Source organism: Erwinia psychrophila (genome assembly GCF_039023475.1).
Taxonomy (GTDB): Bacteria; Pseudomonadota; Gammaproteobacteria; order Enterobacterales; family Enterobacteriaceae; genus Erwinia.
Window position 1 is genome coordinate 60,839 of record NZ_JBCHVB010000004.1, and the last position, 13,577, is coordinate 74,415.

11 protein-coding genes are annotated in these 13,577 nt (G+C 56.6%); 6 read left to right on the top strand and 5 right to left on the bottom strand.

Annotation, left to right across the window (positions count from 1 at the left end; all coding sequences use genetic code 11):
* Positions 1 to 283: 283 nt before the first annotated feature.
* Both crp and AAH446_RS11440 read left to right on the top strand, forming a co-directional pair.
* Positions 284 to 916, top strand: coding sequence for a cAMP-activated global transcriptional regulator CRP (gene crp / locus AAH446_RS11435; RefSeq protein WP_048917664.1), 633 nt, complete (start codon positions 284 to 286; stop codon positions 914 to 916).
* 57 nt (positions 917 to 973) lie between these two features.
* Entirely contained in the window at positions 974 to 3,058 is a 2,085-nt protein-coding gene (locus AAH446_RS11440; protein ID WP_342906817.1) for a YccS/YhfK family putative transporter, read from the top strand.
* Positions 3,059 to 3,124: 66 nt separating this feature from the next.
* Here the strand turns inward: AAH446_RS11440 and argD are convergent, their stop codons facing one another.
* From argD to ppiA, 4 genes are all read right to left on the bottom strand, one after another.
* Entirely contained in the window at positions 3,125 to 4,342 is a 1,218-nt protein-coding gene (gene argD, locus AAH446_RS11445) for a bifunctional acetylornithine/succinyldiaminopimelate transaminase (protein WP_342906818.1), read from the bottom strand.
* A gap of 84 nt (positions 4,343 to 4,426) precedes the next feature.
* Positions 4,427 to 5,002 (bottom strand): aminodeoxychorismate synthase component II, encoded by a 576-nt coding sequence (locus AAH446_RS11450; protein ID WP_342906819.1) that lies wholly within the window; start codon positions 5,000 to 5,002, stop codon positions 4,427 to 4,429.
* A gap of 33 nt (positions 5,003 to 5,035) precedes the next feature.
* Positions 5,036 to 5,596, bottom strand: coding sequence for a putative adenosine monophosphate-protein transferase Fic (locus tag AAH446_RS11455; RefSeq protein ID WP_342906820.1), 561 nt, complete (start codon positions 5,594 to 5,596; stop codon positions 5,036 to 5,038).
* Positions 5,597 to 5,657: 61 nt separating this feature from the next.
* Positions 5,658 to 6,230, bottom strand: a complete 573-nt coding sequence (gene ppiA, locus AAH446_RS11460; protein WP_342906821.1) for a peptidylprolyl isomerase A — start codon at positions 6,228 to 6,230, stop codon at positions 5,658 to 5,660.
* Between the two features lie 272 nt (positions 6,231 to 6,502).
* Here ppiA and tsgA point away from each other — a divergent pair, with 272 nt between their 5' ends.
* Entirely contained in the window at positions 6,503 to 7,690 is a 1,188-nt protein-coding gene (tsgA, locus tag AAH446_RS11465) for an MFS transporter TsgA (RefSeq protein ID WP_342906822.1), read from the top strand.
* Positions 7,691 to 7,722: 32 nt separating this feature from the next.
* Here tsgA and AAH446_RS11470 read toward each other — a convergent pair whose 3' ends face one another.
* Positions 7,723 to 9,003: a cytosine deaminase gene (locus AAH446_RS11470; protein ID WP_342906823.1), complete on the bottom strand. Its 1,281-nt coding sequence runs from the start codon at positions 9,001 to 9,003 to the stop codon at positions 7,723 to 7,725.
* 249 nt (positions 9,004 to 9,252) lie between these two features.
* Here AAH446_RS11470 and nirB point away from each other — a divergent pair, with 249 nt between their 5' ends.
* The 3 genes from nirB (at position 9,253) to cysG (ending at position 13,560) form a co-directional block, all read left to right on the top strand.
* Complete coding sequence (gene nirB, locus AAH446_RS11475) at positions 9,253 to 11,787, top strand: nitrite reductase large subunit NirB (protein ID WP_342906824.1); 2,535 nt, start codon at positions 9,253 to 9,255, stop codon at positions 11,785 to 11,787.
* Positions 11,784 to 12,110 (top strand): nitrite reductase small subunit NirD, encoded by a 327-nt coding sequence (nirD, locus tag AAH446_RS11480; protein WP_342906825.1) that lies wholly within the window; start codon positions 11,784 to 11,786, stop codon positions 12,108 to 12,110. Before nirB ends, nirD begins: the two co-directional genes overlap by 4 nt.
* Positions 12,111 to 12,186: 76 nt before the next feature.
* Entirely contained in the window at positions 12,187 to 13,560 is a 1,374-nt protein-coding gene (cysG, locus tag AAH446_RS11485) for a siroheme synthase CysG (RefSeq protein WP_342906826.1), read from the top strand.
* Positions 13,561 to 13,577 lie beyond the last annotated feature (17 nt).

A 13,577-nucleotide genomic window follows, 5' to 3' on the forward strand; every position in this document is an offset into this window, starting at 1 on the left:
AACGTCAGATTACGCTTTAGCGACAAAAACGGCAACGCCGCAGATTTCCCGCTATGCTGAAGCGAGACAACAGAAGACACTCATTCAAAGCTGTGTTACAAACAAAGCTGTAATATCTTCGCCAGTACTCTACATACGTGGCGAAACGGAACACCATAACGAGCCAGGCCCTGAACCGGGGTCAGGATAAATTCCCTGAAAGGGAACGCTTGACTTTTTCAACGCCTGACAGGGAACTCTGCCCCCTGTGTTTAGGCACGATGACAACAGAGGATAACAGCGAATGGTTCTCGGCAAACCGCAAACAGACCCGACACTTGAATGGTTCCTGTCACATTGCCATATTCATAAGTATCCATCCAAAAGCACGCTGATTCACCAGGGTGAAAAAGCGGAAACCCTCTACTATATCGTCAAGGGCGCGGTAGCGGTGCTGATTAAGGATGAAGAAGGCAAAGAGATGATCCTCTCTTACCTCAACCAGGGTGATTTTATTGGTGAGCTTGGCCTGTTTGAAGAAGGTCAGGAGCGCAGCGCGTGGGTACGCGCTAAATCCGCCTGCGAAGTGGCTGAAATTTCTTATAAAAAGTTTCGTCAGCTGATTCAGGTTAACCCTGACATCCTGATGCGTCTCTCTTCACAGATGGCACGTCGCCTCCAGGTCACCTCCGAGAAAGTGGGCAATTTAGCTTTCCTCGATGTGACAGGTCGCATCGCGCAAACCCTTCTGAATCTGGCCAAGCAGCCGGATGCGATGACCCACCCAGACGGAATGCAAATCAAAATCACCCGTCAGGAGATTGGTCAGATTGTTGGCTGCTCACGCGAAACGGTTGGCCGGATCCTGAAAATGCTGGAAGATCAGAACCTGATCTCCGCACACGGCAAGACCATCGTCGTCTACGGTACCCGTTAACCAGCCCCAATCCATGGCGCAACTTCGCCGTTGCGCCTTTCTCACTGGTACGGAAGGATGTGGCGCCGACTGATCTATCACCCCGAAGTTAACTATGCACTGCGTCAAACGCTGGTGCTTTGTCTCCCGGTCGCTATCGGATGGCTATTGGGTGATTTGCAAAAAGGACTGCTCTTTTCGTTAGTGCCTGCCTGTTGCAATATCGCCGGTCTCGATACGCCCCATAAACGTTTTTTCAAACGCCTGATCGTTGGCGGCACCCTGTTTGCCTTCAGCAGCTTCCTTATCCAGTATCTTGGCAATCACCAGGTTCCCTTACCGGCCACGCTTTTTGTGATGGCCCTGCTGCTAGGGGTTACCGGAGAGATCAGCCCGCTGCACGGCAGGCTGCTGCCGGCGTCACTGATCGCCGCCATTTTTACGCTCAGCCTGGCCGGGCGGATGGCGATCTGGGTGCCACCGATGCTCTATATTCTGGGCACCATCTGGTACGGCGTATTTAACTGGTTCTGGCTCTGGCTGTGGAAAGAGCAGCCAATGCGTGAGACGCTCAGCCTGCTTTATCGCGAACTCGCTGACTACTGCGAAGCAAAATACAGCATGCTGACGCAGCTGACCGATCCTGAAAAAGCGCTCCCGCCCCTGCTGGCACGCCAGCAAAAAGCGGTCGATCTGATCACCACCTGCTACCAGCAGATGCATATGCTGGCCGCCGGCCGGGATAATCATCATCAGCGCCTGACCCGCGCATTTCAGGTCGCTCTCGATTTACAGGAGCACATTGCGGTCAGCCTGCACCAGCCTGAAGAAGTGCAGAAGCTGGTTGAACAGAGCCACGCTGAGGCGGTGATCCGCTGGAACGCCCGGACGATTGCGGCCCGGCTACGCGAACTTGCCGATGACATCCTCTATCATAAGCTGCCCGGGCGCTTTTCAATGGACAAGCAGCTGCACGCGCTGGAAAAGATCGCCAGACAGCATCCTGATAATCCCGTTGGCCATTTCTGCTCCTATCATTTCAGCCGGATAAGCCGCCTGCTGCGCCACCAGCGCCCCCTTTATAAACGGGACCTGATGGCCGACCGCCAGCGCCGCCTGCCGCTGCTGCCCGCCATTAAAAGCTACCTCTCGCTGCGCTCGGCGGCGCTTCGTACCGCCGGGCGTTTTGCCGTCATGCTCACGTTCGCCAGCTCGCTGGCCCTCTTTTTTCATCTGCCAAAACCTTACTGGATACTGATGACGATCATGTTTGTCAGTCAGAACGGTTACAGCGCGACACGCGTCCGCATCCAGCACCGTGCGCTGGGCACGCTTGCGGGACTGATCGTCGCCGCACTGACGCTACGTCTTCAGGTGCCGGAGCCGATAGTGCTGCTGGTGATGCTGATTATTACCCTGGTGAGCTACCTGTTTATCCGTAAGTACTATGGTCTGGCGACGATCGGTTTTACGGTTACGGCCGTTTACTCGCTCCAGCTGCTTTCGCTTAACGGCGCAGACTTCCTGCTGCCGCGCCTGCTGGATACGCTGATGGGCTGCCTGATCGCCTTCGCCGGGATGATCTGGCTCTGGCCGCAGTGGCAGAGCGGTCTGCTGCGGCAAAATGCGCATGACGCGCTGGAAGTCTGGCAGGAAGCGTTGCAGCTGCTGCTGGGCAGCAAGCAGAACCCCGAAAAGCTGGCTTACCAGCGGATGCGGGCCAACCAGGCGCATAACGCGCTGTTTAACTCGCTGAACCAGGCGATGCAGGAGCCAGGTTTCGATCCCAGCTATCTTGCCGATATGAAGCTGTGGGTAACGCACGGTCAGTTTATTGTTGAACACATCAACGCAATGACGATCCTGGCCCGCGAGCATACGATGCTGACGCCGTCGCTGGCGGAGCGCTATCTTCAGTCGTGTGAAATTGCCTTACAGCGCTGCCAGCAGCGGCTGGAATATGACGGCCCGGGCTCGGAAAGTAACGTGCTGGAATCGCAGGGGGAGTTCAGTCAGGGCCCCGTAACGATCATGGAGCGGCATATCAAGCGGATACTGGATCACCTCAGCGCGATGCACACCATCTCTTCCCTGGCATGGATCACCCGGCCACACCATGGGAACTGGCTGTCGAGAAAGTTAAGAAAAGCATCCGGAGCGTGATGGCAAAGAGGAGATGCGAATTTTCTGGAGCAGAACGGGGGAAGGAAATATCCCTCCCCCTCTGGTTCAGGCGAAAATTTTACCGACAGCCGCCGCGAAACGGGCCATGCCCTCTTCAATATCTGTCGGTTCAATCACCAGCGAAGGCGCAAAGCGGATAACGTCGGTGCCGGCAGTGAGGATCATTACCCCTTCGTCCGCAGCCGCATTCAGTATGTCCCGGGCTTTTCCGGCGTGTTGCGGTTTGAGCGCAGCACCAATCAGTAAGCCCTTGCCCCGGATTTCGCTGAACAGATCCCACTTCGCATCTATCGCCTTCAGCGCCGAGACAAACTGTTCACGCCGGGTTTCCACGCCGCTGAGGACCTCATCGGTATTGATAATATCCAGCGCCGCCTCGGCCACGGCACAGGCCAGCGGGTTGCCGCCGTAGGTGGTGCCGTGGACGCCTGGCGCCATAGCGGAGGCGATCTCATGGGTGGTCAGCATGGCGCTTACCGGGAAGCCGCCGCCCATCGCCTTCGCCGTGGTCAGGATATCGGGCGTCACGCCGTAGTGCTCACAGGCAAACAGCTTGCCGCTGCGGCCCATGCCGCTCTGGACTTCATCCAGGACCAGCAGCGCCTGATGTTCGTCGCACAGCTGACGCAGCCCCTGCATAAACGCCTGCGTGGCAGGCATCACGCCGCCTTCACCCTGAATAGGTTCAACCACAATCGCGCAGGTGTGATCGTCAATAACCGCTTTAACTGCCGCCAGATCGTTAAAAGGCACGTGGACGATATCGGCAGGTTTCGGCCCGAAGCCATCGGAATATTTCGGCTGACCGCCTACGGATACGGTAAACAACGTGCGTCCATGAAAAGCGTTATGGAAGGCGATAATCTTGCTTTTATAGGGGGAGTGACGCTGCGAGGCGTAATAACGCGCCAGCTTGAAGGCGGCTTCGTTCGCTTCCGCGCCGGAGTTGGCAAAAAAGACGCGATCGGCGAAGGTGGCGGCGGTCAGCTTACTGGCAAGGCGCAGCGCCGGCTCGTTAGTGAAAACGTTACTGGTGTGCCACAACGTCTCGCCCTGCGTTTTCAGCGCTTCTACCAGCGCCGGATGGCAATGTCCCAGCGCAGTCACCGCGATGCCGCCGGAGAAATCGATATATTCTTTACCCTGCTGGTCCCATACGCGGCTGCCTTTCCCTTTCACCGGTACAAAGCTCGCGGGAGCAAAAACAGGCAAAATCACCTCATCAAATGTCGCCCGCGTCACCGCTAATTTTTCCGCTGCCATTCTCCACCCCATCCTGTTTTATGTCACGTAATGTGAAATTATAATCATAAAATATGCATAAAAAATCACTCAAAGGCAAACGAATTACCGCGCGAGGAAGTTTTTCAGCAGCTGGTGTCCCTGTTCACTGAGGATACTTTCGGGATGAAACTGTACGCCTTCAAGCGGCAGATGGCGGTGGCGAAGGCCCATGATCTCATCAGGCTGACCGTCACGCAGCGTCCAGGCGGTGACGTCAAAACCGGCGGGCAGCGAGCCGGATTCTACGATCAGAGAATGATAGCGGGTGACGGTCAGCGGATGACTGAGCCCGGCGAAAACGCCGCCATCATTGTGCTCAATGGCGGAAGTTTTGCCGTGCATCACTTCCCGGGCGCGTATGATTTTCCCGCCAAACGCCTGGGCAATCGCCTGATGCCCCAGGCAGACGCCCAGAACCGGCAGCTTGCCCGCAAAATGACGTATGGCAGCCAGTGAAATCCCCGCGTCGTCTGGCGTACAGGGGCCGGGGGAGATGACCAGCTGGTCTGGCTGAAGGGCGGCTATCCGATCGAGGGTAATCTCATCGTTACGCTGCACGCAAACCTCGGCACCCAGTTCGCAAAAGTACTGATAGAGGTTCCAGGTAAAAGAGTCGTAATTATCAATAAGCAGCAGCATCGGCGTTCCGGGAAGAGTGTAAACGCCGCTATTCTACGCATTTTCACTGCGTTCGCTTATCACTTTGCTGAACTCAGCGGTCAGGAGCGCAAGATCGCCCTCCCAGCTCGCCTGATTCGCGGTCTGCCAGCTTTCACTGTCGGTACGCCGCCACTGGATATCGTAGCCCGCATGCAGGACCAGCTGCTCAAAGAAGAGCCGCAGCGTACGCCCGTTGCCCCGGAGAAAAGGATGAAGCACGGTCAGTTCGCAGTAATACCAGGCGAGTCGGGCAGCAAGTTTGTCGGCAGGCAGATCGGCCAGGCCGTTCTCCTCCTCCAGCGAGCGCATCAGCGCATTGCCCTCTTTTTCGATATATTCGAAATGACAGCAGGGAGTTTCATTAAGCAAAACATCGACCTGACGCAGTTCACCTGCGTCCTCAAGCAGCCCATGGAAAAGTTCGCGATGAAGATGTTTGAGCCAGGGAAAACCCGGCTGGGCCGCGCCCAGTTCAAGCTGGATGCCGCTCAGTTCAAAACTGGCGAGAAAGTTGGCCTCGCGGCGCTGCTGCCAGAGCGTGGTTTTCTGCTTTTCGGTGGGCTTTTTAGCCATGCGGCCTCCGTTAACGGGTGATTGCTGCCCTAATTATAAGCAGCAATCACCCGCAGGGAGGTTATGGCAGCACTTTTGCGGATAGGATCACAACAGGCTTTACGGGAACGTTCTGATATGGCCCCACATTGTGGGACTGAGCCTGAGAAATTTTATCAACCACGTCCTGGCCTTTAACCACTTTGCCAAAGACGGCATAGCCGAAATCACGCTGGCCGTGATCGAGAAAAGCGTTATCGGCAACGTTAATGAAAAACTGGCTGGTTGCGCTGTCTTTATTCGCCGTGCGGGCCATTGAAATCGTACCGCGCTTATTCAGCAGACCGTTGTCCGCTTCGTTTTTGATCGGTGCGTTGGTCGGCTTCTGCTGCATATCCTGCGTAAACCCACCGCCCTGCACCATAAAGCCGGGAATGACGCGGTGGAACGTGGTGTTGTTATAGAAGCCGCTGTTCACGTAGTCGATAAAGTTTTTCGTCGAAACCGGCGCTTTTTCATTATTCAGTTCAAGTTCGACAGTCCCGGCTGAGGTGGTCAACTGGACGTGGGGATCGCCTTTTGCAGCAAAAGTGGTCATGGAAACCGAAGAGAGCGCCAATACGGTGGCGACGGCGGCCAGAGTGCGTTTTAACATGTCTGTTCCTTTCTAAGTTCTGGGCCAAAAAACAACGTTGATTGTAAAGAGGCCCCTATATATGCGCCAGCCTTTTACTTTTATTTACGTGCGCATTTTGCACACGCAAACGCTTACGTACCCCAGAAAACGGTGATACGCATCACGATTTGAATGCATACACTATTTTTTATTTCATTATTCGTTTAAGCCGATCACGAATATCGCTACACTCCTCCCGCTTACCGTGGGCGTCCTGCTTCACGTTCCCTTTGACTCACAGGTTTTTCATTATGACGAATCGCGATCGAATCGGTCTTACCTGGCTCAGTTTCTTTTCCTATGCGCTTACCGGCGCGGTAGTGATTGTGACCGGTATGGTGCTGGAAAATATTGCTGAGTATTTTCAGCTGCCCGTCGCGCAGATGAGCAATACTTTTACCTTTCTGAATGCCGGAATTCTGGTAGCTGTTTTCCTTAATGCCTGGCTGATGGAAATCATCCCGCTTAAGCGTCAGCTTATGTTCGGCTTCGTACTGATGATCCTGTCGGTGCTTGGCCTGATGACCAGCCACAATCTCAGCGTCTTCTCGCTCTGTATGTTTGTTCTGGGCGTGGTCAGCGGCATCACTATGTCGATCGGTACCTTCCTGATCACGCACCTCTATGAGGGGCGTCAGCGCGGTTCAAGACTGCTGTTTACCGACTCCTTCTTCAGCATGGCCGGCACCATCTTCCCGATTATCGCCGCCGCCATTCTGGCGCGTTCCCTGCCCTGGTACTGGGTCTATGCCTGTATCGGCGTGATTTACGTGGCCATTTTCGTGCTGGCGCTCTGCTTTGAGTTTCCGGTACTGGGCAAGAAAGCGCCGAACCAGCAGCAGAAAGTGCAAAAAGAGAAGTGGGGCATTGGCGTCCTGTTTCTTTCCATTGCCGCGCTTTGCTACATCCTCGGCCAGCTTGGCTTTATCGGCTGGGTGCCGCTTTATGCGACCAAAACCATGGGCATGGATATTACTCAGGCAGGCGGGCTGGTCGGCAACTTCTGGACCTCATACATGATCGGCATGTGGGCGTTCAGCGCCATTCTTCGCTTCTTCGATCCTCAGCGCATCCTGACCGTACTGGCGCTGATGGCGACCCTGCTGATGTACTGGTTTGTCAGCAGTGACGATGCCTCCATGCTGAAGTGGATAATGATAAGCCTGGGCTTCTTCTCCAGCGCGATTTACACCACCATTATTACGCTGGGCTCGTTGCAGACGAAGGTTTCTTCACCCAAGCTGGTGAACTTCATTCTGACCTGCGGCACCGTCGGCACCATGCTGACCTTCGTTGTGACCGGTCCTATCGTGGATAAAGGCGGCGCGCATGCGGCCCTGTTGACCGCGAACGGTCTCTATGCGGTGGTCTTCGTCATGTGCCTGCTGCTCGGCTTCGTCAGTAAGCATAAGCTGCATGGGCATATGTCCTCCCACTAAGCGAAAAAGGCCGGTGAATCCGGCCTTTTCTTTTAGCGCCGGAAGTCGATTCGCTCAGGATCGTTCAGGTGAATATTCGACTCGCTGAGCTTCGTTTCGGCAATGACCCGCCCTTCGCGAATGGAATAGCGCACCGGCACCTGACGACGCAGCGCGTCAAAACCGCTGTCAGCAGGCAGAATAATCAGATTGGCGCTGTTGCCGGTCTGAATTCCGTAGTCCTTCAGCTGGAGCGTTCTGGCGCTGTTGTGGGTAATCAGATTGATCCCCGCATCAATCTGCTCATAGCCCATCAGCTGGCAGACATGCAGCCCCATATGCAGCACCTGTAACATACTGGCCGTTCCCAGCGGATACCACGGATCGAAGACGTCATCGTGCCCGAAGCAGACGTTGATATCCGCCTCCAGCATCTCCTTCACGCGCGTAATGCCCCGGCGTTTAGGATAGGTATCGAAGCGTCCCTGTAAATGAATATTCACTAAGGGATTGGCGACAAAGTTGATGCCGGAGAGCTTCAGCAGGCGGAACAGCCTTGAGGTATAGGCGCCGTTATAGGCGTGCATCGCGGTCGTATGGCTGGCCGTCACCCGCTCCCCCATCTTCTCCTTCAGCGCCAGCGCGGCGACCGTTTCAACAAAGCGGGACTGCTCATCATCAATTTCATCGCAGTGCACATCCACCATTCGCTGATACTTCTGCGCGAGGGCGAACGTCTTGTGCAGGGATTCCACGCCGTACTCACGGGTGAACTCAAAATGGGGGATTGCGCCAACCACATCCGCTCCCAGCCTCAGCGCCTCCTCAAGCAGCGCTTCGCCATCCGGATAGGAGAGAATGCCCTCCTGGGGAAAAGCCACAATCTGGATTGTTATCCAGGGCGCCATCTCCTGCTTAATTTCCAGCATGGCCTTCAGCGCCGTCAGCGTCGGGTCAGAAACATCAACGTGGGTTCGTACATACTGAATGCCGTTGGCAATCTGCCACTTCAGCGTCTGCCTGGCACGCGCCTTTACATCCTCATGGCTGAGCAACGCCTTACGTTCCGCCCAGCGCTCGATCCCCTCGAACAGCGTACCGGACTGGTTCCATGCCGGCTCGCCAGCGGTCTGCGTAGTATCAAGATGGATATGAGGTTCGATAAAAGGGGGGAAAACCAGTCCGCCTTCGGCATCCAGCGCGTCAGGCTGAGGCGCACACTGGGTCTGGGGCGAAAGCCGCACAAACTTGCCGTCCTGAATCTCGATCTGCCAGCGTCCTTCGCGCCACGGCAGGCGCGCATGATTTATCCACCGTAAATGTCCAGCCTGCATCCGATCGCTCCCGAAGATTAATGAACTCTCTTAACCCTACCACTCATTTCATTCACTGCAACATAAGGGCCAAAATGCTGGCTGATACGTTTCAGCCAAAAGCTGAGCCTTTTCCAAGACTTATAAAAAACCATGCCAAATCAGGCATCTACCCACTAAGGAGTATTTAAAATGCGAATTGATATACATCAATAACTGCCCCTTTAGGCGCGCTATTGTAGCCCCAATACTTTGCATTGTGAGGCAAAAATGAGCACCCGACTCGTCATTATTGGCAACGGCATGGTTGGCCACCGTTTAATTGAAGAGCTGGTCGAAAAATCAGCGCCAGGCCAGTTTGCCATCACCGTTTTTTGTGAAGAACCCCGCGTGGCCTATGACCGCGTACACCTTTCTGCTTACTTCTCTCACCATACTGCTGAAGAACTCTCTCTGGTTCGCGACGGTTTCTACCAGAAGCACAACGTTGACGTGCTGATTGGCGAGCGGGCGCTGAGCATTAACCGTCAGGAAAAAGTGGTTTACTCCAGCAGCGGCCGCGCCGTGCAGTATGACAAGCTGGTCATGGCCACCGGCTCCTATCCCTGGATCCCACCGATTAAAGGCGCCAGCGGCCATGACTGCTTTGTGTATCGCACTATTGAAGACCTGAACGCGATCGAAGCCTGCGCGCGCCGCAGTAAACGTGGCGTGGTGGTCGGCGGCGGTCTGCTGGGTCTGGAAGCCGCCGGCGCCCTGAAAAATCTGGGCGTGGAAACGCACGTCATTGAGTTTGCGCCCGTGCTGATGGCGGAACAGCTCGATCCCATGGGCGGTCAGCAACTGCGGCAAAAAATCGAACGTATGGGCGTGCGCGTTCACACCAGCAAGAATACGCAGCAGATTATCGACCGGCCCGAGGGAGGGAAAACGCTCCAGTTTGCCGACGGCAGCGAGCTGGAGGTCGATTTTATCGTCTTCTCTACCGGTATCCGGCCTCAGGATAAGCTGGCTAAACAGTGCGATCTTCCGCTCGGCCCGCGCGGCGGCGTATTGATCAACGACCGCTGTCAGACCGCTGATGCTGATATTTATGCCATCGGCGAATGCGCCGCCTGGCAAAACCGCATCTACGGACTGGTCGCGCCCGGCTACAAAATGGCTCAGGTGACCTGCGATCGTCTGCTGGGGAACGAGAACGCCTTCACCGGTGCAGACATGAGCGCCAAGCTGAAGCTGCTCGGCGTTGACGTCGGCGGCATCGGCGATGCGCATGGCCGTACGGAAGGGGCGCGCAGCTACGTCTATCTGGACGAGAATAAAGAGATCTACAAACGGCTGGTGGTCAGCGCTGATAATAAAACGCTGCTGGGCGCCGTGCTGGTGGGCGATACCAGCGATTATGGCAATCTGCTGCAGCTGATGCTGAACGCTATTGAGCTGCCTGAACATCCTGACGCGCTGATCCTGCCCGGTCATGCGGGTAGCAAACCGGCTATCGGCGTCGAATCGCTGCCGGAAACCGCCCAGATTTGCTCCTGCTTTGACGTCACCAAAGGGGACCTTGTCAGCGCCATTCAGAACGGTTGCCACACCGTGGCGGCGCTGAAGGCTGAAACCAAAGCGGGTACCGGCTGCGGCGGCTGCGTGCCGCTGATGACCCAGGTGCTGAACGCCGAGCTGAGCCGTCAGGGCATTGAGGTGAATAATCACCTTTGCGAGCACTTCAGCTATTCCCGCCAGGAGCTTTACCATCTGATCCGCGTTGAAGAGATTAAAACCTTCGATCAGCTGCTGGCAAAACATGGCAGCGGCTACGGCTGTGAAGTCTGTAAACCGACCGTAGGATCGCTGCTGGCTTCATGCTGGAATGAATATGTACTGAAACCGCAGCATACTGCCCTGCAGGACAGCAACGATAATTTCCTCGGCAATATCCAGAAGGATGGCACCTACTCGGTGATTCCCCGTTCGGCTGGCGGTGAAATCACCCCGGAAGGGCTGGTCGCCATCGGCGAAATAGGACGCCGCTATAACCTCTATACCAAGATCACCGGCTCGCAGCGCATCGCGCTTTTCGGCGCGCAGAAAGATGACCTGCCGGCTATCTGGTCACAGCTGATTGCCGCCGGTTTTGAAACCGGTCACGCTTACGCCAAAGCGCTGCGTATGGCGAAAACCTGTGTAGGCAGCAGCTGGTGCCGCTTTGGCGTCGGCGACAGTGCCGGCCTCGGCGTTGAGCTGGAAAACCGCTACAAGGGTATCCGCACGCCGCATAAAATGAAGTTTGGCGTTTCCGGCTGTACCCGTGAATGCGCGGAAGCTCAGGGCAAGGATGTCGGTATTATCGCAACGGAAAAGGGATGGAATCTTTACCTCTGCGGCAACGGCGGCATGAAGCCCCGCCATGCGGACCTGCTGGCGGCCGATCTGGATAAAGAGACGCTGATCCGCTATCTCGACCGCTTTATGATGTTCTACATCCGCACCGCCGATAAACTCCAGCGTACCTCACTCTGGCTGGGAAGCCTGGAAGGCGGTATTGATTACCTGCGGCAGGTGATTGTTGATGACAAGCTCGGCCTGAATGCACAGCTGGAAACAGATATTGCCCGGCTGCGCGAGAACGTTGTATGTGAATGGAAAGAAACCCTTGCGGACGCAAGCCAGCTCGCCCGTTTCTCTCACTTCATTAACGATACCCAGCGCGATCCGCTGGTGCAGGTGGTCCCGGAACGCGAGCAGCATCGCCCCGCCCGTCCTGAGGAACGCATTCCCGTCACGCTGTTGGAGGAAAACGCATGAGCCAGTGGCACCAGATTTGCGCCGTTAACGCCATCCTTCCCGCGACTGGCGTGTGCGCGAAGGTAGGCCAGCATCAGATCGCGATCTTTCGTCCCCGTGAGAATGAAGAGATCTTCGCTATCAGCAATATTGACCCTTTTGCCCAGGCCAGCGTGCTCTCGCGCGGCATTATCGCCGAGCATCAGCAGGCGCTGTGGGTCGCCAGCCCGCTGAAAAAGCAGCGCTTTCGGCTGAGTGACGGCGTCTGTATGGAGGATGAAAGCCGCTCGGTCGCCACCTTCCCGGCCCGCGTCAGGGATGGTATGGTCGAAGTCGCTGTCTGAAAACGGTTTGCCCGTCACTTCTCCCCCCGTGGCCGCCTGACAGCGGCCCTTTTTTCTTCTCTGGAGAGCGCATCAAATGGACTACCTCCCCCTTTTTTGCCAGCTGCGAGGAAGAGCCTGTCTGCTGGTTGGCGGCGGCGAAGTCGCGGAGCGCAAAGCGCGGCTGCTGCTGAAAGCCGGTGCCGATCTGCGCGTCTGCGCGCCTCATTTTTCTTCGCCGTTTTACGGATGGCAGCAGGCAGGTCAGCTGACGCTGCTGGAAAGCATTTTCAGCCCGGACATGCTGGATGAGTGCTGGCTGGCCATCGCCGCCACCGATAGCCACGAGGTCAATCAGCAGGTACAGGCCAGTGCGGAAGAGAGACGTATATTCTGTAACGTGGTGGATGCGCCGGAAGCGGCCAGCGTCATCATGCCCGCCATCATCAACCGCTCCCCGCTGATGGTGGCCGTTTCCAGCGGCGGCTGCGCCCCGGTGATGGCCCGGCTGCTGCGGGAAAAAATCGAGGCGCTGCTGCCTCAGCATCTGGGTAAGGTCGCCGCTTTCGCCGGTTCGCTCCGCCAGCGGGTAAAGCAGGAGTTCGGCGAGATCTCCCAGCGCCGGCGCTTCTGGGAAAAGCTCTTCAGCCACGATCGCCTGGCGCAGTCGCTGGCCTGCAACGATACGCCGCAGGTGGAAAAACTGACCGGCGCGCTGCTCCGGGAGCCGCTGAGTGACCGGGGCGAAGTGGTACTGGTAGGCGCGGGACCTGGCGACGCCGGGCTGCTGACGCTGAAAGGCTTGCAGCAGCTTCAGCAGGCGGACATCGTCGTTTACGACCGGCTGGTCTCTGACGAGGTACTGGAACTCATCAGGCGCGACGCTGAACGGTTATTTGTCGGCAAACGGGCGGGCTATCACTGCGTCCCTCAGGAAGAGATCAATCAAATCCTGCTGCACCACGCGCGGTTGGGGAAACGCGTGGTACGCCTTAAGGGCGGCGATCCCTTTATTTTTGGCCGGGGCGGTGAAGAGCTGGAAACGCTTGCTGAGCATCAGATCCCTTTTTCCGTGGTGCCCGGCATTACCGCCGCGTCGGGATGCTCCGCTTATGCCGGTATTCCCCTGACCCATCGCGATCATGCGCAGAGCGTACGGCTGGTTACCGGTCATCTGAAGCATGAAAACCAGCTCGACTGGTCAAAGCTGGCGGCAGAGCAGCAGACGCTGGTCTTCTATATGGGCCTGTCGCAGGCCCCGGAGATCCAGCGCCAGCTGCTGACCCAGGGCATGGCCGCGGATATGCCGGTGGCGCTGGTGGAGAACGGAACAAGCGTCCGGCAGCGCGTGGTGGATGGCACGCTGGCCGATCTGGCCGCGCTGGCACAGCAGGTGAAAAGCCCGAGCCTGATCATTGTCGGTCGGGTTGTCGCTCTGCGACACAAGCTTATTTCACCTCAAATCGCCTGAATCTCTGACGGGCTGTC

Coding starts and splice junctions, on each gene's coding strand:
- crp (WP_048917664.1), top strand. CDS start 284: ATGGTTCTCGGCAAACCGCAAACAGACCCGACACTTGAATGGTTCCTG.
- AAH446_RS11440 (WP_342906817.1), top strand. CDS start 974: ATGTGGCGCCGACTGATCTATCACCCCGAAGTTAACTATGCACTGCGT.
- argD (WP_342906818.1), bottom strand. CDS start 4,342: ATGGCAGCGGAAAAATTAGCGGTGACGCGGGCGACATTTGATGAGGTG.
- AAH446_RS11450 (WP_342906819.1), bottom strand. CDS start 5,002: ATGCTGCTGCTTATTGATAATTACGACTCTTTTACCTGGAACCTCTAT.
- AAH446_RS11455 (WP_342906820.1), bottom strand. CDS start 5,596: ATGGCTAAAAAGCCCACCGAAAAGCAGAAAACCACGCTCTGGCAGCAG.
- ppiA (WP_342906821.1), bottom strand. CDS start 6,230: ATGTTAAAACGCACTCTGGCCGCCGTCGCCACCGTATTGGCGCTCTCT.
- tsgA (WP_342906822.1), top strand. CDS start 6,503: ATGACGAATCGCGATCGAATCGGTCTTACCTGGCTCAGTTTCTTTTCC.
- AAH446_RS11470 (WP_342906823.1), bottom strand. CDS start 9,003: ATGCAGGCTGGACATTTACGGTGGATAAATCATGCGCGCCTGCCGTGG.
- nirB (WP_342906824.1), top strand. CDS start 9,253: ATGAGCACCCGACTCGTCATTATTGGCAACGGCATGGTTGGCCACCGT.
- nirD (WP_342906825.1), top strand. CDS start 11,784: ATGAGCCAGTGGCACCAGATTTGCGCCGTTAACGCCATCCTTCCCGCG.
- cysG (WP_342906826.1), top strand. CDS start 12,187: ATGGACTACCTCCCCCTTTTTTGCCAGCTGCGAGGAAGAGCCTGTCTG.